24 protein-coding genes are annotated in these 25,818 nt (G+C 49.0%); 18 read left to right on the forward strand and 6 right to left on the reverse strand.

The features are described 5' to 3' along the window. Nucleotides 1-75: 75 nt before the first annotated feature. From EZJ49_RS07755 to EZJ49_RS07765, 3 genes are read left to right on the forward strand one after another with little or no spacing between them, the layout of a single operon-like run. The gene (locus EZJ49_RS07755) at nucleotides 76-1,053 is read left to right on the forward strand and encodes an ABC transporter substrate-binding protein (RefSeq protein ID WP_262555704.1); all 978 of its coding nucleotides are present in this window, start codon (nucleotides 76-78) and stop codon (nucleotides 1,051-1,053) included. Next, complete coding sequence (locus EZJ49_RS07760; RefSeq protein ID WP_262555706.1) at nucleotides 1,054-1,875, forward strand: ABC transporter permease; 822 nt, start codon at nucleotides 1,054-1,056, stop codon at nucleotides 1,873-1,875. It begins immediately after the preceding gene. Further along, on the forward strand, nucleotides 1,875-2,672 hold the full coding sequence (locus tag EZJ49_RS07765) for an ABC transporter ATP-binding protein (protein ID WP_262555708.1): 798 nt from the start codon (nucleotides 1,875-1,877) through the stop codon (nucleotides 2,670-2,672). The genes EZJ49_RS07760 and EZJ49_RS07765 overlap by 1 nt, the downstream gene beginning before the upstream one ends. Nucleotides 2,673-2,701: 29 nt before the next feature. On the opposite strand, the gene EZJ49_RS07770 is transcribed toward EZJ49_RS07765, so the two are convergent. The 3 genes from EZJ49_RS07770 to EZJ49_RS07780 form a co-directional block, all read right to left on the reverse strand. Next, on the reverse strand, nucleotides 2,702-3,136 hold the full coding sequence (locus EZJ49_RS07770) for a hypothetical protein (RefSeq protein ID WP_262555710.1): 435 nt from the start codon (nucleotides 3,134-3,136) through the stop codon (nucleotides 2,702-2,704). Nucleotides 3,137-3,229: 93 nt separating this feature from the next. Then, on the reverse strand, nucleotides 3,230-3,928 hold the full coding sequence (locus EZJ49_RS07775) for a hypothetical protein (RefSeq protein WP_262555711.1): 699 nt from the start codon (nucleotides 3,926-3,928) through the stop codon (nucleotides 3,230-3,232). Nucleotides 3,929-3,937: 9 nt separating this feature from the next. After that, nucleotides 3,938-5,242 carry a hypothetical protein gene (locus tag EZJ49_RS07780; RefSeq protein WP_262555713.1) on the reverse strand — a complete coding sequence of 435 codons (1,305 nt, stop codon included), beginning with the start codon at nucleotides 5,240-5,242 and terminating at the stop codon, nucleotides 3,938-3,940. Between the two features lie 205 nt (nucleotides 5,243-5,447). Here EZJ49_RS07780 and EZJ49_RS07785 point away from each other — a divergent pair, with 205 nt between their 5' ends. From EZJ49_RS07785 to EZJ49_RS07815, 7 genes are all read left to right on the forward strand, one after another. Further along, entirely contained in the window at nucleotides 5,448-6,107 is a 660-nt protein-coding gene (locus EZJ49_RS07785; RefSeq protein WP_262555715.1) for a hypothetical protein, read from the forward strand. Continuing rightward, complete coding sequence (locus EZJ49_RS07790; protein ID WP_262555718.1) at nucleotides 6,098-7,123, forward strand: hypothetical protein; 1,026 nt, start codon at nucleotides 6,098-6,100, stop codon at nucleotides 7,121-7,123. Before EZJ49_RS07785 ends, EZJ49_RS07790 begins: the two co-directional genes overlap by 10 nt. Next, complete coding sequence (locus EZJ49_RS07795) at nucleotides 7,120-7,677, forward strand: hypothetical protein (protein ID WP_262555719.1); 558 nt, start codon at nucleotides 7,120-7,122, stop codon at nucleotides 7,675-7,677. The genes EZJ49_RS07790 and EZJ49_RS07795 overlap by 4 nt, the downstream gene beginning before the upstream one ends. A gap of 82 nt (nucleotides 7,678-7,759) precedes the next feature. Then, complete coding sequence (locus tag EZJ49_RS07800) at nucleotides 7,760-9,391, forward strand: hypothetical protein (RefSeq protein WP_262555721.1); 1,632 nt, start codon at nucleotides 7,760-7,762, stop codon at nucleotides 9,389-9,391. After that, nucleotides 9,361-9,825 carry a hypothetical protein gene (locus EZJ49_RS07805; protein WP_262555723.1) on the forward strand — a complete coding sequence of 155 codons (465 nt, stop codon included), beginning with the start codon at nucleotides 9,361-9,363 and terminating at the stop codon, nucleotides 9,823-9,825. Before EZJ49_RS07800 ends, EZJ49_RS07805 begins: the two co-directional genes overlap by 31 nt. Before the next feature lie 117 nt (nucleotides 9,826-9,942). Further along, entirely contained in the window at nucleotides 9,943-10,389 is a 447-nt protein-coding gene (locus tag EZJ49_RS07810; protein WP_262555725.1) for a hypothetical protein, read from the forward strand. A gap of 118 nt (nucleotides 10,390-10,507) precedes the next feature. Continuing rightward, nucleotides 10,508-11,239, forward strand: coding sequence for a DUF4421 family protein (locus EZJ49_RS07815; RefSeq protein WP_262555727.1), 732 nt, complete (start codon nucleotides 10,508-10,510; stop codon nucleotides 11,237-11,239). 85 nt (nucleotides 11,240-11,324) lie between these two features. Here EZJ49_RS07815 and lpdA read toward each other — a convergent pair whose 3' ends face one another. The 3 genes from lpdA to EZJ49_RS07830 form a co-directional block, all read right to left on the reverse strand. Beyond that, a complete protein-coding gene (gene lpdA / locus EZJ49_RS07820) occupies nucleotides 11,325-12,734 on the reverse strand; it encodes a dihydrolipoyl dehydrogenase (RefSeq protein ID WP_262555729.1) in 1,410 nt (469 codons plus the stop codon). Between the two features lie 2 nt (nucleotides 12,735-12,736). Then, a complete protein-coding gene (odhB, locus tag EZJ49_RS07825) occupies nucleotides 12,737-13,984 on the reverse strand; it encodes a 2-oxoglutarate dehydrogenase complex dihydrolipoyllysine-residue succinyltransferase (protein ID WP_262555731.1) in 1,248 nt (415 codons plus the stop codon). A gap of 94 nt (nucleotides 13,985-14,078) precedes the next feature. After that, the gene (locus EZJ49_RS07830) at nucleotides 14,079-16,784 is read right to left on the reverse strand and encodes a 2-oxoglutarate dehydrogenase E1 component (RefSeq protein WP_262555733.1); all 2,706 of its coding nucleotides are present in this window, start codon (nucleotides 16,782-16,784) and stop codon (nucleotides 14,079-14,081) included. 257 nt (nucleotides 16,785-17,041) lie between these two features. Here EZJ49_RS07830 and gpmA point away from each other — a divergent pair, with 257 nt between their 5' ends. The 8 genes from gpmA (at nucleotide 17,042) to EZJ49_RS07870 (ending at nucleotide 25,795) form a co-directional block, all read left to right on the forward strand. After that, a complete protein-coding gene (gene gpmA / locus EZJ49_RS07835) occupies nucleotides 17,042-17,788 on the forward strand; it encodes a 2,3-diphosphoglycerate-dependent phosphoglycerate mutase (protein WP_262555735.1) in 747 nt (248 codons plus the stop codon). Nucleotides 17,789-17,954: 166 nt separating this feature from the next. Continuing rightward, complete coding sequence (locus EZJ49_RS07840) at nucleotides 17,955-20,744, forward strand: type III secretion protein (protein ID WP_262555737.1); 2,790 nt, start codon at nucleotides 17,955-17,957, stop codon at nucleotides 20,742-20,744. Next, nucleotides 20,741-21,238: a type II secretion system protein gene (locus EZJ49_RS07845; protein WP_262555738.1), complete on the forward strand. Its 498-nt coding sequence runs from the start codon at nucleotides 20,741-20,743 to the stop codon at nucleotides 21,236-21,238. The genes EZJ49_RS07840 and EZJ49_RS07845 overlap by 4 nt, the downstream gene beginning before the upstream one ends. Beyond that, nucleotides 21,235-22,197 (forward strand): prepilin-type N-terminal cleavage/methylation domain-containing protein, encoded by a 963-nt coding sequence (locus EZJ49_RS07850; RefSeq protein WP_262555740.1) that lies wholly within the window; start codon nucleotides 21,235-21,237, stop codon nucleotides 22,195-22,197. Before EZJ49_RS07845 ends, EZJ49_RS07850 begins: the two co-directional genes overlap by 4 nt. 35 nt (nucleotides 22,198-22,232) lie before the next feature. After that, nucleotides 22,233-23,375 (forward strand): EF-hand domain-containing protein, encoded by a 1,143-nt coding sequence (locus EZJ49_RS07855; RefSeq protein ID WP_262555742.1) that lies wholly within the window; start codon nucleotides 22,233-22,235, stop codon nucleotides 23,373-23,375. A 146-nt stretch (nucleotides 23,376-23,521) separates the two neighbouring features. Further along, a complete protein-coding gene (locus tag EZJ49_RS07860) occupies nucleotides 23,522-23,968 on the forward strand; it encodes an Hsp20/alpha crystallin family protein (RefSeq protein ID WP_262555744.1) in 447 nt (148 codons plus the stop codon). 31 nt (nucleotides 23,969-23,999) lie between these two features. Beyond that, entirely contained in the window at nucleotides 24,000-25,262 is a 1,263-nt protein-coding gene (gene hutI / locus EZJ49_RS07865) for an imidazolonepropionase (RefSeq protein ID WP_262555746.1), read from the forward strand. A gap of 101 nt (nucleotides 25,263-25,363) precedes the next feature. Further along, nucleotides 25,364-25,795 (forward strand): hypothetical protein, encoded by a 432-nt coding sequence (locus EZJ49_RS07870; protein ID WP_262555748.1) that lies wholly within the window; start codon nucleotides 25,364-25,366, stop codon nucleotides 25,793-25,795. Nucleotides 25,796-25,818 lie beyond the last annotated feature (23 nt).

The following is a 25,818-nucleotide window of genomic DNA, read 5'->3' on the forward strand; positions in this document are numbered from 1 at the left end:
GTCTTCGTCTTGCCATCATCTGCCAATAGTTTGACGATATTTTCATAGAGATTTCTTTCGTTTCAGGAGGACTTTATGAAAGCGGCCAAGCTCGCAGGTTCGATTCTTCTTATTTCATTCTTTCATTTTCATGCTTATGCCCAGAAGCCCGATGTTGTACGGGTTGGGAATCTAAAATTCGCTCACTATGGTGCGATCAGCTACATGAGCGAGTTCTGCGGAAAATACAATCTGAAAGTCACGGAACGGGTTTTTGCCAAAGGCATTGATATCATGCCGGCCATTATTGCCGGGGAAATCGATGTGGCTGCCAGTGCCGCAGATGCCGCTATTGCCGGGCGCTCGGGAGGAGTGCCCATCTATGCCGTGGCAGGATTTGCCGAAGGTGGCGCCCGCATTGTGATTCGCCCGGATTTACCCATTAAGTCCGTCAAAGATTTTAAAGGCCGCAAGGTCGGGGTTGCGCGCGGTGGAGCACAAGAGCTTCTTTTGCTTGCAGAACTGGCCAAGAACAACCTGACCTGGTCGGATCAGCCGGGGAAAGATGTGCGCATCGTCTATATGGCCTTTGCGGACCTGAATCAGGCCCTGCAGGCGAAGAATATCGATGCGATGGCGCAAAGTGAGCCTCAGGCTTCGCAGGCGATTAACAAGGGCTTTGGGATGGAGCTGTTAAAACCTTATGACACTCCGATGGGAGAACCGATTCGTACGTTGGTGATGACAGAAAAAATGTATAACACCAAACGCCCGGTGGCAGAGCGTTTTATGAAGTGCTTTGTCGAGGCGACCAAGACGTTTATCGAAAAGCCAGAGGTCGCGGAAAAGTATGTGATCTCTAAAATGTTCAAAAATCAAATCACCTCCCAGGATTTTAAAGATGCCATTGGTAATTCTCCGTACACTTACGATCTGACGGTGGAGCATATTCAAATCACTACGGACTTTATGCAAAAGTACGGAGTGGGAAGAATGCAGAAGCCACCAAAAGCTGCGGACTGGGTGAAGCTGGATTTATTGGCCGAAGCCAAGACGGCTTTGGGAGTCAAATAGATGGCGGTCAGAAAAAGCCTGTTGTCGCAGCTGAAAGGTGTCTGGGTCCCGGCCATTGTTATCATTGTCTGGGAGGCTGTGGTGCGTGCCGGGTGGGTGAATCCGCAGGTGTTGCCGGCTCCTTCTGCTGTGCTGATAAAGTGGTATCAGTACCTGATGCCTCTGGAGGCTTACGACCCGACACAGGGAAGTCGGTTGGCTTGGTATTTTTCCGGTGAGCTTGTGCGGGATCTCTGGGAAAGTTTTTATCGGGTGCTGCTGGGGTTTGTGATCGGTGCCGGACTGGCATTGCCCTTGGGGCTTTTGATGGGAGCCAGCAAGCACATCTATGATTATATGAATCCGTTGATTCAGGTGCTTCGCCCGATTCCTCCGATTGCCTATATTCCTTTGGCCATTTTGTGGTTTGGTCTGGGAAATCCTCCTGCGGTATTTCTGATTGCGTTGGGAGCCTTCTTTCCGGTTTTGATGAACACGATTGTCGGTGTTCGCGCTGTTGACAGCATTTATATCCGCGCTGGAAAAAATCTGGGGGCGGGATCTTTTTTGATGTTTAGAAAAATCATCGTTCCGGCATCCATGCCATATATCTTAAGTGGCGTGCGTATCGGTATTGGGACAGGCTTTATCTGTATGATCGTTGCGGAAATGATCGCCGTGAACAATGGCCTGGGCTATCGCATTCTGGAGGCGCGTGAATATTTTTGGTCAGATAAAATTATCGCCGGAATGTTTTCTATCGGACTTCTGGGGCTTGCCATTGATACGGTGGTCAGTCGCTTGAACAACTATCTGCTGCGGTGGCATCGAGGTTTGGAATAATGGCAGAGCAGGCACAGATCGAGATCAGACATGTTTCCAAAGTTTTTAAGGGCTCCGGACAAGACGTGGTGGCACTTAAGGACATCGACTTTAATATCTCTGAAGGACAGTTTGTCTGTTTGCTGGGACCTTCTGGCTGTGGCAAAAGCACTTTGCTGAATGCTATTGCCGGTTTTTCTTTGCCCTCAGAGGGAAGTGTTGTCGTCGGAGGGCACGAGGTTGTTGAGCCGGGACCGGATCGGGGAATGGTTTTTCAAGAGTACGCTTTATTTCCCTGGATGACGGTGGAAGAAAACATCACCTTTGGTTTAAAGATAAAAAAAGCCGAGCCCCATAAGATTGAAGAAAAGCTGCAACAACTTTTAAAGACACTGAAACTGACGGATTTTCGCCGTCGTTTTCCCAAAGACCTGTCCGGTGGGATGAGACAGCGGGTGGCCATTGCGCGTGTTCTGGCGCTGGACCCTCCGATCATGCTGATGGACGAACCCTTTGGCGCTCTGGATGCATTGACTCGCCGGAGCTTGCAGGACGAACTGTTAAAGATATGGAGTGATTTAAAAAAGACCGTGGTCTTTGTCACCCACAGTATTGAAGAGGCCATCTATCTTGCTGACCGTATTGTGGTGATGAGCTATCGCCCGGGCACGGTGAAAAAAGATGTGCATGTGGAAATCCCACGTCCACGCAATCCTGCCGATCCGGATTTTAATAACTTAAAAAGAGAACTGTCACAGATGGTGATGGCGGAACAAAATCGTTTTGAGCAGGCCACGTTGGGTAGCACAGGGGATTAAGTGTTTGGCAGCAGGCAGAGCGAAGCTGGCTAATCGTCAGAAGACAGGGTGTTGGTGGTCACCCGGCTGCGACTGGCTTTTTTAATCTTATGAGCAAAATGAAAGAAAACCATTCCCACAAAGGAAAATGCCAGCCCCAAAGCCAAAGTGGTTGAAGTGGAAACCAATGCCAGTTGCAGGAAGTCCTTTACAGAAGGGGCTTCACTGTAAGACAGCTTCAGGCAGTTGCGAATCAGCAGGGGAAGGATATATCCCAAAGTCAGCAGCAAAGAATTTTCAATAACATGAATGAACCGACGGGCCAGCAGGCCATTCATGATAAACAGCAGACACAGAAAATTGACTGAATCGCCGATTACTTCCCAACCGACGGCTTGATAGACAAGGACCAACGATCCTGAAAAGAACAGGGTGTAATAGACCCACAAGCTTCGGCTGTGTAAGAAGGAACCTGTCTTTGTCATGAAAAAAGCCCTCTGTGTTTAATCTTAACAGAGGGCTTGTGGATTGAAATAATGTGACGGATTCTTAATAAGGTCCTGGACCTTGGATGGGTGCTATTGGCACTGACATTCTTTAAAGCGGCAGGACAGGATCTTGCCGTGATTGTTATACTGGAACTCAAATACTTTGTTGTCGTGCTTTTCCAGCGCCACAGAGGTCTTATCACGCAATAACAGTTCGGATTTCACCTCATGACGAGTGACTTTCCCCAAGGCCAGCAAAGATTCCAGCGTTTCATCGCCTTTTAATGCCAGGCGCTCTGGATAGCCTTCAGCGTCCAGTTTGAAGAAGCGCATTTCCACGCGATCTTTCGCGTTGGTGTTATCTGCTGTGATCAGATGCACACGACGGAAAGACCCGTCAGGCAAAGTCAGATGGTAGTTTTCCAAAGAGACTTCTTCTTTTTCAATACCCACGCTTTTTTGCAGGTATTCCATCAAGGCTTCCGGTGTTGCCACGGCCTGCGCGGCAACTTCCGGAGCACAGGTCTGCAAAGAGTTCAGAAAATTATCTTTGCCCGAATCTGCCGGGGCACTGGAGTCACCTTTTTCACCAAGGAAGCTGTCGTCAGCTCCCGTGGTTTCGGGTGTTCCGGCTGGAGTGGCCGCGATCCCCTGATCTTCCATCACTTGCAAGGCTTCCTGCTGTTTTTGGTGGAAAAGGATGTGCAGGAAATAGTAATCCGTTGCAATCCCTAACAGGAAAAGTGCCAGTGCCCACAGAAGCCAAGTGCTAAGTTTTGTCGATCTCATAGTTCCTTATTATTCCTGAGTTAAGTCTGGAGCCCAATGGTCCCATGACTGACAGCTTCTTGCACGCTGCGAAGGCCCACGAACATCGCCCCAGCGGTATTCGCCGCCATCATGAGGGTTGTTGGAAATCAGACCCTGGAACAAACGACGTTTGAACTCTGCCAGATCCATAGTGCGGCCAGGAAGATAAGCCGTGGAACAAACAGAGGCCGCTGTAATGCTCTGAGCGGTCATCTTGGAAGCCTCCTGAGAGGCTGACAGGCTGATTGCCGGGAAGATCTTATCCAGTTGAGCTTTCGTAGCTGCACTAAGCTGGTTGCCACCATTGATGTGCAGGATTTCACGATAGGAGCGACGCAAAGTCATGAAATCGTCAAAAATACGACGGTCACGATTTGGTGTGGAGTACGTGTCATAGGTCGCATAGTCCATGCACTTGGAATTGCGTTTCAGATAATCGATCCCTTCGTTGATGGAAGTCACACGGCCCGTGAAACCTTCACAAGTCGTCTTCATCAAACGGGCAATCAGTTGATCGTCTGTTTCCTGGCGCAAGGCCAGACGGTTTTGTACGTAGCGAACCCATTTGTTCAAAGGAATCTTGAATTGTTCATCGCTGTAGCCCGGAGTTTGCCATACGGGTTTGTTCAATGCAGCAGCCGGTCTCCAGTAACGGAAGCCCGCACCGCTGGAAGCCGTGTAGTCACCTTCAAACACCCAGTCCGGATTTGGCCAGGACTGGCGCTCTTGCAAACCAAAACCGGAGTTTGCTCCAACCACAGAGTTGTAAACCAAGTAAGGTACACCAATGGGCAGAATTTCTTTGATGGTCCAAGAGTGATGATTCTTTTTTGTTGTCGCCATCAACCCACCGGAACGGATGGTGTCACGGCTGATCGCTACAGGATAAGTATCGTTCGGCAAAGAACGAGTGCTCATGGTGTTATAGATGAACAGAAGGAAGTTGCGCACGCGATTGATTTCGCTTTGTCCATCCCAGCGGCTCATTTTATTAGACAGAGTTTTGCCGGAAGACGTCGGGTCCTGAGCTACGAATGGCAGACGGTTTTCGTAAGCAAATACGATACGCATGGAATAAACTGTGTCTGCGCAATCCACACGCAGGCCATAGTAGGGATTGCTTTGACCGTTTTTCAAAGATTTACGGGAAAAGAAGTCTGTGCGCCATTCCGTGCGAACCCACTCTGCAAAGCGGTCTTCATAGGCCGGAGACCATTCATTGGCTTCGGTCCAAACCGCAGCCTGAGCGGACATTCCGAAGAACATCATTACAGCAAAAGCAAAATTACGCATGTAGCCTCCCTGAAGTGTTACACCGGGGCAGGGGTATATTGCTGAGAGGTAAGGATCAATGGAATTATTATACTGCCTCATGTGTCATCTCGAATTTTGCGCTTAGCGACATTAGTATGCCGCGTTATCTATGCGAACAATCATAAAGCTCATACTTTTTGCGGCCGTTTTTGCTCTGCTGTCTTGTCAGGGGAAAGAGTCTGTTGTGACTCGCGAAAGTCGTCTTTCCACGGGGCATCAGCTCATAGACCAGCGACGCTATGGTGAGGCTGTCAGCTACTTTAAAAAGCTGCTTCAGGCAGATCCCCATCCCCATGTGAAGATGGCGCTGGCGTCGGCTTATGCGGGACGTGCGGGGATTCGCATTGAAAAGATTTATACCTTTGTGGTGCTACGGGACTTTCAGGCCGAGGCCGTGTCACTGGAAGGCCTTTCTTTAAATCAGCAAACAGAAAATCTGGTGAGGTCTTTGGCCCGCTATGCTGAACACTGGAAGAAGGTGCCTGTGCTTTCCGAACAAGGGCGAGCAGACGTTGGGCATGCCGTGGAAGTTTTGCAGCAGGATACAAACGCGGGTGTTCGTCTTTATTCAGGAGTCTTGCGTGTGGTGCTTTTGAAGTCCGTGGTCGAACAGGGCTTGCAATCCTGGGGGCAGGTGACGGCGCAGAGTCTTTGTTCAGACCAATTGCAGCCCTACTTCCAATGGATGCTGGAATTGACAGACACCTTGATTTTTATTTCCCGTGACCTGCAAGGGGCATTTCCTGATCGGCAAAAGGAATTTGCCAAATATGAAACCGAACTTGCGGTTTTTAAAGCGGAAGCGCAAAAGATTCCCTGGCCTCAGGAGAAAATATGCTTCTAAGGCATGTGTTGACTTTGACAGTGCTGATGTCGGGCGCGGGAGTGGTTGCCAAAGCAGCGACATATTCCCCGGTATTGCGTGACGGAGGCAGTCGCTTTTTAGTCCGTTCTTTGGGAAGTGTTTGTTATTCGATGGATAGCTTTCGTCGCGGGCTTCCCTGCAATCCGGCTTTTGTGGCCAAGGACAAAGCGCCACGTTTTGATGCCGATCTGATGCTGGGAAGTAATATGGAATATCTGCGAGAGGCAGAAGAGCTTCTGGACGGCAAAAGCGACGAACAGGCTGTGGCAAAGATATTCTCCCGGAGAGAAATGGTGGATGGCGAGATTTCCATCGAAGCATCCTTTCAGCGGCCGACCTGGGGCATTTCAGTAGAACCTTATCGACTGGTGTATGTCTATCAGTTTGAAAATGCGGCTCTTCCAATGGTGGACATGATTGCCTCGGAAGAACAAAGTATCAAAGCACAGCTGGCCAGCTTCACCTCGGGCAACTTTTATGCGGGCTTGCAGTTGCGCTACACCCATATCAAGTACATCGGAAATTCTTTTTCGATTGCCGAGGCCATGGCCGGAGATAGCGATCAACTTTTTGAAATCCATAATCAGGATATCCTGTATGTTGAGCCCGGTTTTTTATATGCCTGGGAGGACGCTGTGTGGGAGCCGCAGATTTCTGCCATGCTTTCCCAGTGGGGTGTCAGCTCTTACAAATCACAGCAGTATCCCATCCGTCCGCAGGGGCTTTTAGGAGCTTCGATAAAACCAACAGTTCCCTTGGGACTGTTGGAAGTGGGTGTGCAATTTCAAATTCACAATGAAACCGAAAATTTTCAAGATGCCGTGCGCGCAGCGATCACTTATCAGTTGGGGCTTTTGCAGGCGGTGGTCAGTGGATCTCAGTACGACCAGTCGGTGGGTTTTCTGGCGACATATAAAAGTTTTTCGACGGGGCTTTCTTACTGGAGTGAAAAACAGAATAAAAGCGTCTTTATTCAGTTCGGGGTGAGCCTGTGAAGATCTTTTTGGTGATGATCGCCTTGTTGTTTTCAAGCTCCGCAGGGGCTTTTAAAAGAGAAGCAGCTTTTGCCGGTGCCGCGAACTGGACCGAGTTCCGTCAGTATGTTCTGCATCAACAGCAGGAAGATGAGCGGACGGGAATCGCCTATATGATTTCCGGGGCAATCGCTGCGGCAGGCGGCACTATCGCCTACCAGCAGTCTGAAGAAATCTTCAGTCGGACGATTTTTGCCATCACCTCGAATCTGGGGTTGGCGGCGATAGGGCTGGGGGCGACTTATTATTGGACGGGGAATGAGCTGGATTCTTTTTACTATGCCATCGAGGGTTCATCCTTAAGTCTGGCTGAAAGAAACGAGGTCCTGCAAAGATTCCTGTATAAACAGCAGGAGGAAAAACGCAAGGCCAAGTGGATTCGCGTCGCCACCCATGCTTTGCTGGCGGCGGCTAATATCTATGGAGCGACTCAAGAAGAGAATAAAGAGATCAGCTCGGTTTTCTATTTCCTGGGCGGCGCTAACGCCTTGTTGGCCGTGACCTACACCTTTTAGGCGTTTACTGGACTTTCGTTCATTCAGTTTTCAGTCAATTAAACAGATAAGAAGTTGATATTCCACTTGATAGGAGAAGCTCGTGCGACGTTCAAGTACTTCTTTCTGGTTTTCCACATTCTGTTGTTTCGTGGCTTTTGCCGGTTTTGGCTGGCATCAGCTATCATTGAACACATCCTCTGAATCAGCGGGAACGGCTGACTTTGCATCCAAAGGTGCATTTGAAACAGCAGAGCAGTGTGGTCCGGCTCGTAACTATTTTGCCAATGATCTTAAAAAGATGTCATCGGTCTTTGCTGGCAATCGCACCCGCGCCCAACTGGCAGGCAATAATCCACCGAAAGAATGCGTGTCTTTCATTATGCAAAATTTCATTCCTTTGAATTCCAAATCGGGCGCTATTTCCATGTGCCGTGGTGCCAAGGGTGAACTGCTGTCTTCACCCACCCGAGGTGCTGATGGCCTGGGCTTTCAGCCGCCATGTACAACAGAGCCATACGTGAACAGTGTTTACAATGCACTGGTTGATGTGGGTGATTGTTTGAATATTCCGGTAAAGGAACTTTTGCCGAAGCTCTACAACGAAAGCGGCCTGCATGTAAACACTTTGGGTGGCGGTTTTGATGCCGGTGTGGGGCAGTTGACAGTCAGTGCTCTTAAAGAGGTGTTTGTCCGCTACAACATGGACGTCAAACAGCCATCCACATTGGATTGGTACATGAAAGAGATCGCCAAGTCCGACAAAGCATCCTGCAAAAGGATTGTGGCGGAAAAAAGTGCTTACACGCTGGAAGTTCCGACGGGCAAGAAACTGTGTCTGGTGGGGGAATCCGAGGGCGAGGACTGCTATACTCCGTGGTCTTCCACCAACCGTTGTGTGGTTATGACAGTGCCGTCCAACCCGCTTCGTAACATTCTGTTTACGGGTATTTTCTATCGCAGCATGCTTAAAAATGCCACAGGCCTTAGTTATGGCGCAGGCAGTGATATTTTGAATGGTCGTATTTACAGAGAAGGCGAAGAACTAAACGGCTACATGGGCCGAGGCAATTATGTTGAGCGTCTGCGTGCTTTAGGCGCGACTCATGCCAATCTGACTGTGATCAAGCAGATTCTGGTTTCTTTGGGCTTTAATGCCGGTATTCAGAGCGGTAAGATCTATCTGGATAACTACATCAAACAAAGAGAAGAAAAAAAGAAATATATTAAGAATGAAGACATCGACTTCCAGAATATCAGCACTGGTAAATGGGCTATCGTGACGAATCTGCCAACATTCTGGCGTGGTCTGGGCTCTGAGGATGCGGTGGAATTTGATAAAGCCCTGACGTCTTTGGAAGTTCTGCGTGAACTGGGTGTGGATGTTGTGAAAGCACAGAAGATGTACAAAGACCTTCGTCCTCACGTGCAAAAAGAAGTAAGGGCGATCACTGGTAATGCCAAGCTTGCTGAAGATGCCAAACAGAAGAAAATCAATGAATTGAAAGTAAAATACGATAAATACCGCCATCCATTGTTGAAGGCTGTATTTGCCAAATCCGATGAGCTGACTTTGCCAGAGTATATGAGAATCGCGCATGCCTATGCGATTATCACCAACCCGAATGCGGGTGGGGCTCCGGGATATTTAAGCTTTGTGGCCGCAAAACATAAGCAGTTGGAAAAAGAGATGGGGGTTAAAGTATGTACAGCAGACCAATACTTGCAGTTCTAGGATCGGTTTCCGTTGTCCTGCTGACATCTGCATTTACTTTTCAGGTGCGTGCGCCATTCACCGGTGGTGGTCAGGGTTCTGTCATGAAAGTGGCGGATGTGGTTCGCAGTGTTGATGGCAGTTTGAACACGTTGAACAGACAGGTCCATTCCCGCATGCCCGCCAGTGCCAAGGTGGAAATGCTGAAACAGACACTTTCCAGCATCGAAGAAGTTCGTAAACAAAACTCTGTGCAGACAGTGGATAAAGAAGTCTATTTGGATTATTCCACGGCTTCCCTGGAACATGTCGCAACGGATGGTGCGTTTTCTGTTGAAAAATGTCCTGAGTATAAAGCCCGTGTTATGATCGACTTTGAGCCCTATGCGGAGCATCGTCCGACGCACCCGGCATTAAAAAGATCCTACGAAATCATAGAAGGCATCTGCTCCTAAGCAGGCGGGTGTCGATTCTCATGAATCATAATTAAAAAATCATCAGTATTTGGGCCGTCAATAGAGTCGAGATTGAAAAAACCTCCGGAACGTAAGATAAAGGGGCTGGAGGTAGTTATGAAATCGGGCATCTTAAATATGGCAGTCTTGAGCAGTCTATGCTTGGGGGCCACTTCAGTTTCTTATGGGGCTGGGGGAAAAGAGATCGCGATCTATAGCAACCGCAGTGTACGGCAACAGGTTGATACTTTGGCGGAACTTCTGGAAAAGGAAGTTAACAGGGCCAAAAATAACCGCGATCGTTTTCGCGCCATGAATAGAGTCGTGGGACAGATCAAAAGTTTGCGTGACAACAGTGTTCCTCAAGGCGCCCAGGACGAGGCCCACATGGATTTGATGGTTTCGATTCTGGAGTCCTTACCGCCGGAAAAAATCTTTAAAAAGAAAGACTGTCCCAAGTACGAAAGTGATTTGATCAATCAGTACGAACCCACTGCCGAAGAGACTCCACAAGAGCCGGCTGTTCAGCCTGCATGGAAGGTCCTTAGTTCATTGTGTCAGTAGCTCGTGTTGCAGGAATTCTTTTCGTAATTTTTTTGACGGGCCGGAATGTTCAAGCTGCACGTTGGGAAGGGCAAAATCCCGATGAGCTGAAGGTGACTACCGTTCCACCATTCCGGAAATGGGGGAAAGTCATGCGACGGATTTTCACCTGCGTTTTTATGGACGACGCAGCTACGAGTTTAGCTACCAGTCTTATGATGGATTCTATCTTAAAAATACAGATGAGTTGGCCTCGGGCCTTGCACCCGCAGGTGTTAAATACCAACGCTCTGATATCAAGGCCCGCAACCTGGGGGCCGTTATGCATTGGAACCTGAAGGAAGAGGATTATACTCTGGCTGTTGGGTTTGCGCAGGATGGAAGGCAGTTACAAAGCGGCTGGGCTTATTTTGCCAGCGTCGCTGTTGGAGATAATAAGATTTATGCAGATGATCCTTTTGTGCCACCTTCAGCGGCGACAAAGTTTGAACGTCTTGGCACCTTGAAGGAACTGGATAGAAAATACGCTGGTGTCGGCGGTGCCTTGGGTGGAATCTGGGTGCACGGTCCGTGGTATCTGACGGGCTTTGCCGCGATCGGACCGTCCTGGCAAAAAGTGGTGGGCAGATTTTCGGGATCAGACGATTTTGACGAAAGCTTTGTCGGATTTTTTTCTGATGCGAAAGTGGGCGGAGGTTACAACGGGCAGATCCACGTTTTTGATATTCAGGTTCATTCCGATAATACCACCACGGATTTCTTGGGTGGGGCTGTGGACACCATCCAATTGGAAGCGCGCTTTACTTATTCTTATCGCATGTTAAACGTGGATATTCCGATTTTAAACTCGCTGTCATCTTTTCTTGATTAAGCGGGGGAAGAAATAAAAAAACCACAGCTTGAGACTGTGGTTTTTATTTTATTCTTTTGGGACCTGCCGGGGCAGGGCCGCAAGCTTACATTTGACGTTGGCGTTTTTCCACGGCCAGCGCCGCTTCGCGAACAACCTCTGACAGGGTCGGGTGGGCGTGGAAGGATCTTGCCAGATCTTCACTGCTGCCGCCGAACTCCATACAGACGATCACTTCGTGGATCAGCTCAGACACGCCCGGACCCACCATGTGGGCGCCAAGGATTTTGTCTGTTTTCTTATCCGCGATGATCTTCACAAAACCTTCTGTGTAACCTTTCGCACGTGCACGGCCGTTGGCCATGAACGGGAATTTACCCACGTTGATCTCAAGGCCCTTTTCTTTGGCGTATTCTTCAGTGATGCCCACTGAAGCGATTTCCGGATGAGTGTAGATCACACCTGGAACCGTGTCGTAGTTCACGTGACCTGCGCCACCAGCCAGCATTTCTGCCAGTGCCACGCCTTCTTCTTCCGCTTTGTGCGCAAGCATGGGGCCGGCAATAACGTCACCGATGGCATAAATGCCCGGAACGTTGGTTTGGTAGTGTTTATCCACGATGATACGACCCTGAGGATCTTTTTGAATGCCCACTTCCTCGCAACCCACACCGGTCGAGAAAGCTTTGCGTCCGGTGGAAACCAGAACAACATCTGCTTTCATGGAAGAAGATTTGCCGTCAGTTAGGGACTCATAAGTCACTTCCACTCCGTCGTTACCGACTTTGGAGCCTGTGACCTTTGTGGAAAGTAGGAAGCTCATGCCTTCTTTTTCCAGGGATTTTTTAAGTACATTCATGCAGTCCTGATCCATCGGGCCGCCCAAGCGGTTGGCATATTCGATCACAGTGACTTTTGCGCCCAAACGCTGCCATACAGAGCCCAGCTCCAAACCGATCACACCACCACCGACAACGATCATGGATTTTGGAACCTGATCCAAAGCCAGAGCGCCCGTGTTGGAAACAATACGCTTTTCATCGTATTTCAGGAATGGAAGTTCAACAGGGACAGAACCCGTTGCAATACAGATGGATTTAGTCGTCAGAACTTGCGTGTTGCCGTCAGCGCCCTTCACTTCCACCTTGCCCGGAGCCACGATTTTTCCCATGCCGTTGAAAGGAGTGATCTTGTTCTTTTTGAACAGGAAGGCGATGCCTTCGGTGTTTTGTTTTACAACTTTATCCTTGCGAGCTTGCATAGTCGGAAGATCCAAATCCACTTTGGACACTTTCACACCGTGAGCCGCCAAATCATGCTGAGCCGCCTGATAGTGCTCCGAGCTTTCCAGAAGTGCCTTGGAAGGGATGCAACCCACGTTCAGGCATGTGCCACCGTAGGTCTTATCTTTTTCAATCACGGCTGTTTTAAGACCCAGCTGAGCTGCACGGATGGCCCCCACATAACCGCCGGGACCGGAACCAATAATAATTAGATCAAATTGAGTGTCTGCCATGATTATACCTCTAGAAGCAATCTTTCAGGATCTTCGACAAGTTCTTTAATTTTCACAAGGAAGCTGACTGCTTCTTTGCCATCGATAATACGGTGATCGTAAGTCAAAGCCAGATACATCATCGGGCGAATTTCCACTTTACCGTTGATCGCCATTGGACGATCCTGGATTTTGTGAAGGCCCAGAATAGCTGACTGTGGGAAGTTCAGGATTGGAGTTGAAAGCAGAGAACCGAACACTCCGCCATTGGTGATTGAGAATGTGCCGCCGCCCAGATCGTTCGGTGTGATTTTACCATCACGACCTTTTGCAGCCAAATCACGGATTGCCAGTTCAATACCAGCCAATGAAAGTGTATCAGCATCTTTCACATTCGGAACCATCAGGCCTCTTTCGGTCGATACCGCGATACCGATATTGTAGTAGTTGTGGTACTCGATATCGGTGCCGTTGATCCATGCGTTGACCGCAGGGAAGTCTTTCAGTGCTTCAACCACGGCTTTTACGAAGAAGCCATTGAAGCCCAGGTTCACACCGTACTTTTCTTTGAACTTGTCTTTGTATTTAGAACGAAGCTCCATCACTTTGCCCATGTCCACTTCGTTGAAGGTGGTCAAAAGAGCTGCCGTGTTTTGTGCTTCTTTCAGTTTTTCAGAAATACGTTTGCGGATGGTGGTCATCGGAACAAGCTTTTTATCTCCCTGCTTGGAAGGACCGCTAGCAACCGGAGTTACTGTCGCAGCAGGTTTTGCTGCAGGAGCAGGAGCCGCCGCTTTCGCCGCGGGCTGGGCATCAAGAACGTCACCTTTAGTCAGGCGGCCGTCTTTGCCTGTTCCAGAGATCGCAGAAGGATCCAGACCCTTTTCGGTTACGATTCTGTTAACAGCAGGGGACAAGTGCGCAGACGCGGCGGCAGCCGGAAGAGCTGCAGCACCGGCAGGTGCGGAAGCTGGAGCAGCTGCCTTTGGAGCTTCAGCCGCAGGAACTGCTGCGCCTGCAGCAGGTTTTGCATCTGTATCAAGAGTTGCAACCGTAGCACCGATTTGTACAACGGCACCGGCTTCGCAGCCCGGATTGATCGTCAATACACCGTCATTTTCAGCAACAACTTCCACGCTGGCTTTGTCGGTTTCAAGAAGCATAAGAACTTCATTGCGTTTTACAAAGTCGCCGGATTTTTTAGTCCAACTGCCGATGGTTGCTTCTGTGATGGATTCCCCAACCGCGGGAACTTTAATCTCTTGTTTCATGGCAACGTCCTTTTTTAAATCTTTCTAAAAATCAAATTACTTACTACTTCAGCTTCTGCGGCATTCGCCGCGCCAGCTCTGTCGATCCAGTTGACTACTTACTGAACACGGCTTTTACGATTTCAGCTTGTTCGTTTCTGTGTCTGTAGATAGAGCCGGTCGCCGGAGAGGATCTCTCTGGACGGCCCACGTATTCAAAGCCCAGTTTCAGGCCGGCTTTGGATACGACATCAACAAACTTGAAATACACGTTTTGGAAGGCACCCATGTTCTTTGGTTCTTCCTGAGCCCAGATCAAAGTCTTCGCTTTCGGGTAAGACTTCAAAACCTCTGTCACTTGGGCCGCTGGGAATGGATAGATTTGTTCCAGACGAACCAGTGCGACGTTTTCTTTTTTGGACTTTTCTCGTTCTTCCAGAAGTTCGTAGTAAAGCTTACCAGAAACGAAAACGACCGTGTCCACTTTGGATTTATCAACAGTGTCAGCAATCACTTCCTGGAAGCGACCTTTTGCCAGCTCGTCAATTGTGGAAACAGCACGCGGGTGACGAAGTAAAGATTTTGGCGACATCACCACTAGCGGTTTGCGGAAGTCACGGCAAACTTGGCGGCGAAGAGCATGGTAGATTTGCGCCGGTGTCGTTAGATTCACAACCTGCATATTGTTCTGAGCACAAAGCTGCAGGAAACGTTCAAGACGGGCAGAGGAGTGTTCCGGGCCCTGGCCTTCGTAGCCGTGAGGCAGAAGAAGAACCAAGCCGCTCATTTGCTGCCATTTGGATTCGCCAGCCGCCAGATATTGGTCGATCACGATTTGAGCGCCATTCACGAAATCACCAAACTGGGCCTCCCACATAACCAACGGTTGTGGGTTGTGAACAGTGTAGCCGTATTCGTAACCCATAACGCCATATTCGGACAGAATACTTTCTGCCACCAGCAGTTGAGCTTTTGGATTCAAGTCAGCCAGTGGGAAGTAAGCTTTGCCGGTTTTGAAATCATACATGCCCGCGTGACGGTGAGTGAACGTGCCGCGCACGCAGTCTTCACCAGTCAGACGCACGTTGGTGCCTTCACTAAGCAGGGAACCGTAGGCCAGCATTTCGCCCATACCCCAGTCGATGTTTTCTTTTCCTGTGCCCATGGCTTTACGGGCTTCCAGAAGCTTGATCAGTTTTGGGTGAGGTGTGAAGTCCGCAGGGTAGCTGCCGATTTTTTCACCGATTTGTTTTAGCTTCGCCAGATCGAAAGTGGTGTCGGCGGGCTTTTCAAAATCAGAGTCCTTGGACTTGCGAAGACCTTTCCAGTTTCCTTCAAACTTGAAGTTTTTAAGTTTCGGAGGATTCTTTTTGGTGTCTTCATAGATTTTCTGCAAACGATCCATCGCCTGAGTGTAAAGGTCTTCAGACGTTTTTTGATCCACACTGCCTTCGGCAGCCAGTTTTTTTGCAAACAACTCACGAACAGTGGCGTGAGTTTTGATCAGCTCATACATTTGCGGCTGAGTGAACGCAGGTTCGTCACCTTCATTGTGACCGAATTTACGATAGCACAGAAGATTGATTACAACGTCCTTGCCGAATTCCTGACGATAGCGAAGGGCGATATCCATCGCGCGCACCGCACTTTCAACGTCGTCACCATTCACATGCAGAACAGGTGTGAAAGTCATCTTGGCCGCATCAGAAGCATAACGAGTGGAGCGGGTGTCTTTGCCGCTGGTCGTGAACCCCACCTGATTGTCGATGACGATATGCAGAGTTCCGCCTGTGGAGTGCGAATGAACCCCTGCCATTTGCAGGGTTTCCTGTACGATGCCCTGACCGGCAAACGCCGCATCACCGTGGATCAAAACAGGAACGACATTCTTCTTGCCGGCAGCCCCGATTTGATCCTGAGCCGAACGCGCCATACCCAGTGCCACCGCATTTACGGTTTCCAGGTGAGAAGGGTTGTAGGCCAGCGTGACCTTGCAAGTGCCTGTTGCGGTTTTCTTTTCCGTGACATAGCCCAAGTGGTACTTCACGTCGTTGTCGAAGTCCTCGATAGGTTCTGCCAGTTCCAATGGACCGTTGAAGTCACCAAAGACGTACTCTTCAGGTTTTCCGAAGAAGTTCACCAGAATGTTCACGCGACCACGGTGGGCCATGCCCACGTAAACTTCCTGAACTTGCTGAGCCGTGCCTTTGTTCACCAGGGCATCCATCATAGGCAGGATGGAGTCAGCCCCCTCCACAGAGAAACGTTTTGTGCCGACGTAGCGAGTGTGTACGAATTTTTCCAATGACTCTGCCTTGGTCAAAGAAGCCAGTGCATTCTTCTTGTCTTCCAAGGAAAGTTTCGCAGGATTGCTTTCAAACTGCTGTGTCAGCCATTGCACTTCTTTGGGAGCCGCATCAGCCGCCTGTAAAGAAAGAGTTCCGCAGTATGTGGCTTTCAGATGATTGATGATATCACTTAACGTGGCATTGGCTTTGCCGATCACAGAGCCGATTTGGAATTTTGCTGTCAGATCTTTTTCTGTCAGACCGAAGCGTTTCAGCGAAAGAAGCTCACTGGCTTGCGGAGCATAGAGGGGATTCAGATTGGCTTCAGTGTGTCCGTCAGCGCGATAGGCCTGGATCAGTTGGAAGACGGCAAGCTCTTTGTCGGACATTCCGAATTTACCACCCTGGGCAAACTCAACACCTTCAAAAAAACTTTTCCATTCAACTGCCAAAGAATCCGGATTCGCTTTGAAATCAGCATAGAGTTGTTCGATATATTCTAGATTCGCACTGTTGATGCCACTGTTGCTCACGATTAACCTCAAACGTCGATTGTTGAGCGAACCGTTAGACAAATTAACTCCGCGTTGCTGCGTCGTCGATGTACAGGGAGTACGCCTTCCTCCATGCGCCTTGATTTAACTTGTCTAACGGTTCGCTTGCGCTCGCTAATTTTTCAAAAAGTTGGGGATTTGACACGTCTTAATGCGCAGCAAAACGCCAGCTTTTGATGTTATTTAAAGCCCTGTCATGATAGCTCTTTTTCTATCCAAAATGAAGGAGTTTAAACGTGTATAAGTTGGTGCTAATTCGACACGGTGAAAGTGTGTGGAACCAGGAGAATCGCTTCACTGGCTGGCAGGACGTAGATCTTTCCGAAAAAGGTCGAGCGGAAGCTCTAAAGGGTGGCAAGGCTCTTCGTGAAAAAGGCTTCAATTTCGACGTCGCTTATACAAGCATGCTTAAAAGAGCGATTAAAACTCTGAATTTCGTACTCGATGAGGTTGATCAAGTGTGGCTTCCTGTCCACAAAGACTGGCGTTTGAACGAAAGACACTACGGAGCACTTCAAGGTTTGAATAAGGCCGAGACTGCGGCCCGTCATGGTGAGGAGCAGGTGAAGATCTGGCGCCGTAGTTACGACACTCCGCCACCTCCGATGGAGCTGAGTGATCCTCGTCACCCTAGTCACGACCCTCGATACAAGGATGTGGATGCTAAACTTTTGCCTAGCAACGAATCCCTGAAAGACACCGTTGCGCGCTTTTTGCCGCTGTGGAATAGCACGATTGCACCTGCTGTAAAATCAGGCAAAAAAGTGCTGATTGTGGCTCACGGGAACAGTTTGCGCGCCCTGATGCAGCATTTGGAAGGGATGACCCCGGACGAGATCATGGGCGTCAATATGCCAACAGGTATTCCGATGATGTACGAACTGGATGCCAACTTGAAGGTTCTTAAGAAAGAATTCATCGGCGATCCGGAAGAAGTGAAGGCCGCTATCGAGGCCGTTGCCAACCAAGGCAAGGCCAAATAAGTGCTTCAACAAAGGCTCCGAGAGGAGCCTTTCCTTTTTGTCATACGGGAATGATACATAAAATGTTTTGAAGTGATACAAAACCCCCGCGAATGAGTCACGTTTGCCCTGTCTTTTCTTAAGTTTGATACGATTAATGTCGATACAAGAGACAGGAGAAACCACCGTGAAATCAGTCCGTAAGGCACGTTCTGTCTTTAATAACAGGGGAAGCGCTTTCGTCCAGGCTCTTGTGGCCGTGGGTGTGGTCGGCGTTATGATCTACTTCCTTTCGCCGACGGTCATTAAGCACAAGACGCAGGTTACAAAGACAGCTTCGATCATCACAGCACGCCTGGCGTTACATTCCATGGTCGATTACACTTTATTTGGTATTCGCCAGCGCTGGTGTTTTTCAGAATCCTGGATGCAGGAAAGTTGCGGGAAGAGTGTCCCTGCGACGGCAGTTGAGCTGTTAAGCCATCCGCGTTCCGTCGAACGTATCCTGATGAAAAAAGAAACGGTCGATTTCCTGCGTTTGATTGGGATTGCAAATCCGGAAAAAGTACCGGTTTCTAAAATCCATCAGAGAATTAATATTGAGTCCTTCTCGGCCCTGCACCCTGTTTACAAAATCGTAGCGGATCTTAAGGGTTATACAGTTGCTTCCATCGACGTTGAAATTTCACGCGACGTGCGAGCCTCCATTCCGGAATACGGTCGCGAAGTGTATTTGCGCATTGACGTTAGTTTGCTGGACCGCTCAGGCAAAGTGATCGAAGTGGGCTCCAGCACTTTGAAAACGACTTCTTATGTCGGGGTTTATCCTCGTGAGGTTGGAAGTTTCGCCGTTATGGTGGCCGGTGATCTTTATCTGGATAAAACCTCCAACTCGACATCAGGCTTGAAAAAAGGCGACGCGCTTATCAAGCAGACGGGGTCTCGTCTGGCCAACATCAAATACCCGGGGCTGATCTTTGAAAGTCCGGTCTTTGTGAACGGCTCGATTCATCTGCCGATGGCTCCGGATTCCGGTGCTGATCTCACGGGGGGTGACACTGTTTATACTCCGGTAACTTTTAAAGACAAAGTGGTTCTGGGTGATGGTCCGGTGATGCGCAATAATCAAGAATTTAAACCACGCTACGCCGGTCAACAGGACGATCAGTTCTGGGCTCAGATTCGTCAGTTCGGTGGCTTCCAAAAGGGTGTCGAAGTCGATGGGGCGCGGGATTTGGGGTTGGACTATCTTTCCGGGTTTGCCACGGGTGAAACTGTGAATGCGAGTTTGATGGCTCAGTGTTTGCGCCATGAAAAGATCAAATACGAGTTATCTAATACCGAGAACAGTCAGTTGACCGGGCAGTTGTTGGGGCAAAAGGGAAGCAAGTATAATTATCGTTTGGCCTTAACAGACGGGAATATGTTCACCGTTCAGAATAAGGACGTTGAAAAACCGAATTCTCCTGATAATTGGTGGGGCTTCCGTGATCTCTTGAAAGGTTTTTCTCTAAGTCAGGAGAAGTTGGCGGCTACAAGATATAATATCAAGTTCGGGAACATGTATCTTACCGGGGAAATTCCGGCAGAAGGCTCTGTAACTCTGGAGCCGAAGATCGACCTGCGCCCTCTGGAAAAGAGTTTGGAGCGCCAGACCAGTCAGGCGGAGTCTGATGTGAACAGCAGTCAGGCACGCTTGAATCAGGCGGCTCGTTCGGTGGAACGGGCTGCTCGTGATGTGAATGATGCTGAAAGTGCTGTGGATAGAGAAGAACGTCGTAACCCTGTTGATAAAGATCGTCTGGCTCGTGCGCGCTCTAATTTATACAGTGCCCGTAATGATTTGGCGCAGGCCAAACAATACAAGGACCGTATGGAAGCTGAGCTGGATGCGAACGAACGCAAACTCAGTGCGACGCGCGAACAGTTGCGTAAAGTCCGTGCCAGTATGGATATTCAGCCGAAGATCCATATCTCTATGAAAAAACCCCTGAAGCCAGGGGATGATCCGGAAAAGAATAATTCTAATGCGTCCTTCCAGGACTTGGATATCAGTTTCGACAATGCCTCCATGTTGGTTAACTCCATGGGAGAGCGGCTGCCGGTTTCGTTGGAGCTGGTGGCTTATGATGTTGGTTATTATGATGGGCGAAATCTGAGAAAAAACTGGGCAGCAGGTAACAACAAAGGCTGGCTGGTGTTCGAACCAGATGGAGCGGATTTTAAGGTCGGTTCTCGTCTTCAGGACTCTTCCGGGCGTGCCAAGTCCGGCTATCCTGAGGATGTAGATCCTTATATCAATCTGGATAAAGCCTGTGAGGCTCTTGGTAAAAGCTCATCGGCCTTTGGCGGATCTGACTGGTCCCAGTCATTTGCATCATCGGCACGGCAGTCCTGGTCATTTACAGCGAAGTATGGCGAGGCTAAGGATTTTGTCTTCGACAGAAACAATGCTTACTGGGACAACAGCGGCGGCAGTACCGCAGCTTTCCAGGTCGTGTCTTTGGCAAAAACCTGTTACATCAAGTCCGACGCGAATTTTGTATCAGGCTTTATGAACTGTGAAAAACTGGTTATTGAGTCTCGTGATAAACCGTTAAGGATTGTCGGCAGCTTCATTCTTTCACAGGGCATGTCCATCGATGACTCTGCTTATCGCAGCGGTATTCGTTGGAGCACTATCTATCATGCCATGGCGACTTACGAACTTCGTAAGGCGGGTGTTCTTAAAGGGAACAATAGCGCTGATTGTTCTGTGATCAATCGTTATCCGGTATGGCATCCGTATCCAAGCATCACAGATGTTTCCAATTTGTACAGATGTAATGCCATTTCCCTGCGTGCCAAGGCTGATCCGTTCCGATGGACCTCGGTGGACCCGGATTGTGGCTTTATTAAGAATGGTAACTCGACAGTTTGTAAAAACCGTCTGGTGCGATTCTATGTTTTGGAAATTTCACGGGAGTCCGGCATATGAAGTCGCTCATCCGCAATCAACAGGGTATTTCGATTCTGGAAGTGTTACTGGGGCTTGCCATGCTGACGCTGGTGGGGTCCTTCTTTATCTCGGGTATTTTGAGTATGAAGAAAGTAGCCACGGAAAGTGGCGTGAAAAATTCCCTGTATAAGCAGATCAATGATGTTATCGAGAATATTCGTCCGAATGTTCGTATGTATCAGATCAACTACTTTACTTCTGATAAAGAGCGTGAAGCGGCTCTGGCTAAGGATCAACTACCTATGGCTTGGGGGAATGGTATGATGTCCACTGCCAAGGAATGTCCGGGGTGTCCAGGGCGCTATGGCTTTACGATTCAGGCCTATCCCGGCATGAAGGGGCTGTATTTGGTAACAGTTCGTTTGACCCACAGAGATTGGGGGGATGGAACTGATAAAGACGGCAAGGCGGTTAAACCCACTCCAGCGAACTATGGTTCGGTGGACTATCAGTTTGTGGTGAATGCACAATGATGAAGAATCAACGCGGTTTTACATTGGCAGAGATGATCGTCGGCGTGGCCTTGATGGGAATCATGGGCATGGTGGCGGCATCGTTCTTTGTTTTTACTGCAAAAACAAAGACAGAGATTACCAACGAAATTGAAGACAAGGTGGATAGCATTCTGGCGGAACGCCTGATTCTGCGAGATCTTAAAGGCTCTGAGCCGTCATTTAATAATTTGAATGTGCTGGATGATTATGGTCGCCGTTTTTTTGACTATGTTTCGGATGCCAGCGAATCTGCAATCGACAATTCAGAGCGAATGCTGACGTTAGAAGCTGGTCGTCGTCACGAATTTATATTTATTTCAGTGGCGGAAAGAAAAGGCGGAACGATTTTGTACACGCCAGCTTCTGCCTATGAGGTGGGAAATCCTCCGGCGGACCCAAGACAGGCGGCCTCTTTAAACTTTGTTTCTCTGAATCGAAATAACGAAGTGACCTTTGCCAATGACAAGATCTGGATTGGGGGCAACGTCGTGATGTTGGATACGCCAACAACTGTGCGGGAAATGACCCCGACCGGACCGAATTATACCAAGCCTGCGCGCTCTCCGATTTTCCTGGGTGTGGTGGCGAACTCCGGAGCCAGCACTTTAGCGCGTATCAATCTGGCAAATTTGATCGACATGAGCAATCCCATGTATCCGAATGAGACAATTACCAACGAAGATAAGTTCTTAAGGGATATACCGCCAATGGGGGGAGCTGCTCCTCTTGTGCGCTTGAAAGTTGTTAATATAATCAAGTATTATTTAGCCAAGGATCAAAGCGGGAAGCAGATCAACTTGTGGCGATCGATTTATGGGCTGCAAGGTTTTACTCAGCCTCAATTGTTTGCATATGATGTGCAAAAGGTGGAGTTCTCTCGAAAGGACGCGAAGGATTCCTTGATTTACTTCAAGATCGTTCGTCCTGAGAAGAAGTAGTTTTGAGTTTTTTAGGGGAATAAAAGGGGGCTTGTATGTTTATGCGTAAAGGGCTTTGCGCCGCTGCGGTGCTACTGGCATCGAATGTGGTATATGCTCAGAGCGAACAGCAACCGGCAGCTGTCAACTCCGGTGCGGGTGGTTCGGCTGGGTTTCAAGGGGTTGTACTTTCGGGGCAGGCGACTCGTGCCTCTTCTGACGGTGTGACTATCAATGTGGCCAATACGTGCTTCGGTACTAATCTTCGCCACGTATCGAACCCGATCTCACCAGCTTCTCAGGTTAAAATTAAAATCACGATGAATGTCAAAGGTGCGATGAAGACCTATGAGGTTCTTTATCCTGCCAACATTGTTATGAAGGCGGGCGAGACGGATGTAGCCGTCATTAAGCATGATACGGTGAAAGCCAGTTATGCCGGAAACAACGTCAGGATTGTCCTGCCAATTAACTTCAATACGACCGTGGACGAGCAGGGCAATATTTCAGACGATTTTGAGGCCAAGCTTGAGGCAATTAAATTCGAGCAGGTTTTCGATGCCCGTCAAAAGCAGGAGTTTATGGGGTTCAACGGTGACCTCTCCGCCACCGTTTATACCAGCGGCTCCAAAGACGGCAGACAGTACAGTATCTCTGCCTTCTTCCCGGGTGAAAATGGCTATTGTGGCGGATACTTCTCTCCGTTGATGGTCTTCTTCGATGATAAGTTGCCTCAGTTCTCTGCGGCTGTGGACTTCCCGTTGAATCCAACAGGTAAGACCATGTGGCCGGAAGCCGGTGCACCGGGGGCCTTTATTGCCGTGGATCGCAATGGTGATGGTTTGATCACGACCGAAGATGAACTGTTCGGTAATCAGGGCGACAAATATAAAAACGGCTTTGAGGCCCTGCGCGAATTTGATTCCAACAAAGACGATGTGATCGACAAGAAGGATAAGGATTTTGCGAAGCTTCTGTTGTGGTTTGATAAAAACGGCGATGGCAAAGTGCAAAAGGGCGAATTGGTGCCTTTGAAATCCCGCATCGAATCTGTTTCTTTGAAGTATGATGCTTCGGCGGTAAGCTCGGTTGCAGACCGTGCTGAAATTCGCGAGAAGAGCACATTTGTCTTCAAGGAAAAAGGCAAGAAGAAGGAAGGCCGCGTGATCGATATGTGGTTCTCTCCGAAGATGAAATAGTCCAGTTTTAAATGGCAATAAAAGAAGGCCGGAATGTGTGAAAGCATTCCGGCTTTTTAATTTTTGACAGATCAATTCTCCTGACATTGACCTACTGAATGCGAGAGTCATAATTCGGATCAGCAATAAAATATCAGGAGGATATTATGTCTATGCGTTCATTGGCGCCTTGGAACAGCCAGCGCCGCCTGGGGTCCTCGGACCTCTTTAATCAATTTGAAGATTTTATTAACGACTTTGACCGGGGCTTGGGATCAAGTCTGGCGCGATCCGGAATGGATTTTGCGCCTGCCGTGGATGTGGAGGAAAAGGACAATGTCTATCTGATCACGGCCGATCTGCCGGGTTTGAAAAAGAACGAAATCAAAGTGGACCTGTCGGACAATGTTTTGACGATTTCAGGAGAGCGCACTCGTCAAAGCAAAGGGGAGGGGCGCTACACGGAAAGATCTTATGGCAGGTTCCTAAGATCCTTCACACTGCCAACGCAAGTGAACTCTGAAAAGATCGAGGCTCACTTTGAAGACGGCGTGCTGCATATTTCGCTGCCAAAAGCAGAGGGCGCGCGCAGTCATACTATCAAGATTATGTAGGGCTAAGGTTTTAGCTTGATCCTCAGGACCCATGTGCTTGAATAAGTGCATGGGTATTCTGCTTAAAAATATTTCGACATTGCTGACCTTGCAGGGCGCCGCCGCTAAAAGCGGCCGCCATATCAAAGAAGAGGATTTGGGCATTTTACACCAAGCCTCTGTCATTATGGATAAAGATAAAATCGCCTGGGTGGGGCCTCACAAAAAACTTCCAAAAGAGTGGGCAAAGAAAAAGGGACTGCGCGAACTGGATATGAAAGGCAAAACTGTTTTGCCGGGGTTCGTGGAATGTCACACGCATTTGATCTTTGCCGGAGACCGCGCTGCGGAGTTTGAGATGCGCAATCAGGGCGTCAGTTATCAGGAGATCGCTGCCAAAGGCGGCGGGATCTTATCCACGATGAAAGAAACACGGTCATCGTCTTTAAAAGATCTGGTTGCGACGGGGCAGAAGCGGGTGGACCACTTTCTATCTCAAGGTGTGACCACGCTGGAGGTTAAATCCGGCTATGCTTTAAATCTGAAAGATGAAATCAAAGTTCTTCAGGCTGTTCAGGCTCTCAAAGGCCCCCGCACAGTCAGTACGTTCCTGGGGGCTCACGCCCTGCCACCGGAATACAAATCTTATGAAGAGTATTTGACCTTCCTGTCTGAAAAAGTTTTGCCTGTCGTCGCCAAAAAGAAATTGGCTCGCCGAGTGGACGTATTTATCGAAAAAGGCTTCTTCCCGGTCGAGGCTTCTGAAAGGTATCTGCGTCGCGCGCAGGAGCTGGGTTTTGAAGTCTTAATCCATGCCGATCAAATGTCCTTAAGTGGCGGCAGTGACGTGGCTGTGCGCATTGGAGCGCTGTCTGGCGACCATCTGCTTCAGGTTGAAGAAAAGGAAATTCGTAATCTGGCGAAATCGGAGGTGACGGGGGTTTTGCTTCCGACGGCGGATCTTTACACCAAAACAAAATATCCTCCGGCGCGAGCGATGATTGATGCGGGCGTGCGCGTGGCCTTGGCGACAGACTTCAATCCGGGAACATCGCCTACGCAGGATTTGAATCTTGTGGGACTCTTGGCTCGACTGGAAATGAAGATGAGCTTGCCGGAAGTCATTGCGGCCTACACCGTCGGCGCAGCTCACGCTTTGAATCTTCACAAGGAAGTGGGTTCGATCGAAGTGGGCAAGTCTGCTGATATAATAGGCATTGATCAGGGGTGGTCCTGTCTGTTCTACAGTGTGGGAGAGGCTGCTGAGAAGGTTGTTTTCTCGAGAGGAAAGAAGGTTTTTGACTTCTTAAATTAATCTGATGCGTCAGAAAATTTAAGATTCTTAAAATTTCCTTTGAATTAGGAAGGGTTTTCTTCCTAGTCTTGGGTTGTGTCTGTGGAGGGGGGAGCTACAACATGAGGTCGTCATACACCACTTTAATGCAGTCGAAGTATTTTAATCCTGCTTTTAATAGTGCCATCTTTGATGGTCCCGTGCGTATTTACTTCGCCCAGTTCCATGAGGCACTGGCGCTGAAGATTTACTTTCTAATTCAGCAAAAGCTCACTGCCGAAATGGTGAAAGCCAAGGATGCCTCGAAGGCCTCCGGAGCCAACATTCTGGTGATGATCTATCCGACAGAGGACAGCTTCCTGTTGTCTTTTGAAGATGCAGCCAAACACATCGGGCCTTTGGAAGTTGAAAAATGGCACGATGACGTGGTTATCGGCCTGCGTGGCCCTATTGAAGATGAAAACCTCGACCTTTTGGTTGAGACTTTGCGTCTCACAATGGAAAACTGGCGTCCAGCCCCAGTGGTGCGCACTACCTCTCCTGCGGAAGTGTGATACAATCTGAAATATGAATAACC

The organism is Bdellovibrio bacteriovorus (assembly GCF_025558485.1).
GTDB lineage: Bacteria > Bdellovibrionota > Bdellovibrionia > Bdellovibrionales > Bdellovibrionaceae > Bdellovibrio > Bdellovibrio bacteriovorus_G.

Coding starts and splice junctions, on each gene's coding strand:
- EZJ49_RS07805 (WP_262555723.1), top strand. CDS start 9,361: ATGTACAGCAGACCAATACTTGCAGTTCTAGGATCGGTTTCCGTTGTC.
- EZJ49_RS07770 (WP_262555710.1), bottom strand. CDS start 3,136: ATGACAAAGACAGGTTCCTTCTTACACAGCCGAAGCTTGTGGGTCTAT.
- hutI (WP_262555746.1), top strand. CDS start 24,000: ATGTGCTTGAATAAGTGCATGGGTATTCTGCTTAAAAATATTTCGACA.
- odhB (WP_262555731.1), bottom strand. CDS start 13,984: ATGAAACAAGAGATTAAAGTTCCCGCGGTTGGGGAATCCATCACAGAA.
- EZJ49_RS07765 (WP_262555708.1), top strand. CDS start 1,875: ATGGCAGAGCAGGCACAGATCGAGATCAGACATGTTTCCAAAGTTTTT.
- EZJ49_RS07790 (WP_262555718.1), top strand. CDS start 6,098: ATGCTTCTAAGGCATGTGTTGACTTTGACAGTGCTGATGTCGGGCGCG.
- EZJ49_RS07855 (WP_262555742.1), top strand. CDS start 22,233: ATGTTTATGCGTAAAGGGCTTTGCGCCGCTGCGGTGCTACTGGCATCG.
- EZJ49_RS07850 (WP_262555740.1), top strand. CDS start 21,235: ATGATGAAGAATCAACGCGGTTTTACATTGGCAGAGATGATCGTCGGC.
- lpdA (WP_262555729.1), bottom strand. CDS start 12,734: ATGGCAGACACTCAATTTGATCTAATTATTATTGGTTCCGGTCCCGGC.
- EZJ49_RS07810 (WP_262555725.1), top strand. CDS start 9,943: ATGAAATCGGGCATCTTAAATATGGCAGTCTTGAGCAGTCTATGCTTG.
- EZJ49_RS07845 (WP_262555738.1), top strand. CDS start 20,741: ATGAAGTCGCTCATCCGCAATCAACAGGGTATTTCGATTCTGGAAGTG.
- EZJ49_RS07760 (WP_262555706.1), top strand. CDS start 1,054: ATGGCGGTCAGAAAAAGCCTGTTGTCGCAGCTGAAAGGTGTCTGGGTC.
- EZJ49_RS07780 (WP_262555713.1), bottom strand. CDS start 5,242: ATGCGTAATTTTGCTTTTGCTGTAATGATGTTCTTCGGAATGTCCGCT.
- EZJ49_RS07860 (WP_262555744.1), top strand. CDS start 23,522: ATGTCTATGCGTTCATTGGCGCCTTGGAACAGCCAGCGCCGCCTGGGG.
- EZJ49_RS07870 (WP_262555748.1), top strand. CDS start 25,364: ATGAGGTCGTCATACACCACTTTAATGCAGTCGAAGTATTTTAATCCT.
- EZJ49_RS07755 (WP_262555704.1), top strand. CDS start 76: ATGAAAGCGGCCAAGCTCGCAGGTTCGATTCTTCTTATTTCATTCTTT.
- EZJ49_RS07815 (WP_262555727.1), top strand. CDS start 10,508: ATGGGGGAAAGTCATGCGACGGATTTTCACCTGCGTTTTTATGGACGA.
- EZJ49_RS07775 (WP_262555711.1), bottom strand. CDS start 3,928: ATGAGATCGACAAAACTTAGCACTTGGCTTCTGTGGGCACTGGCACTT.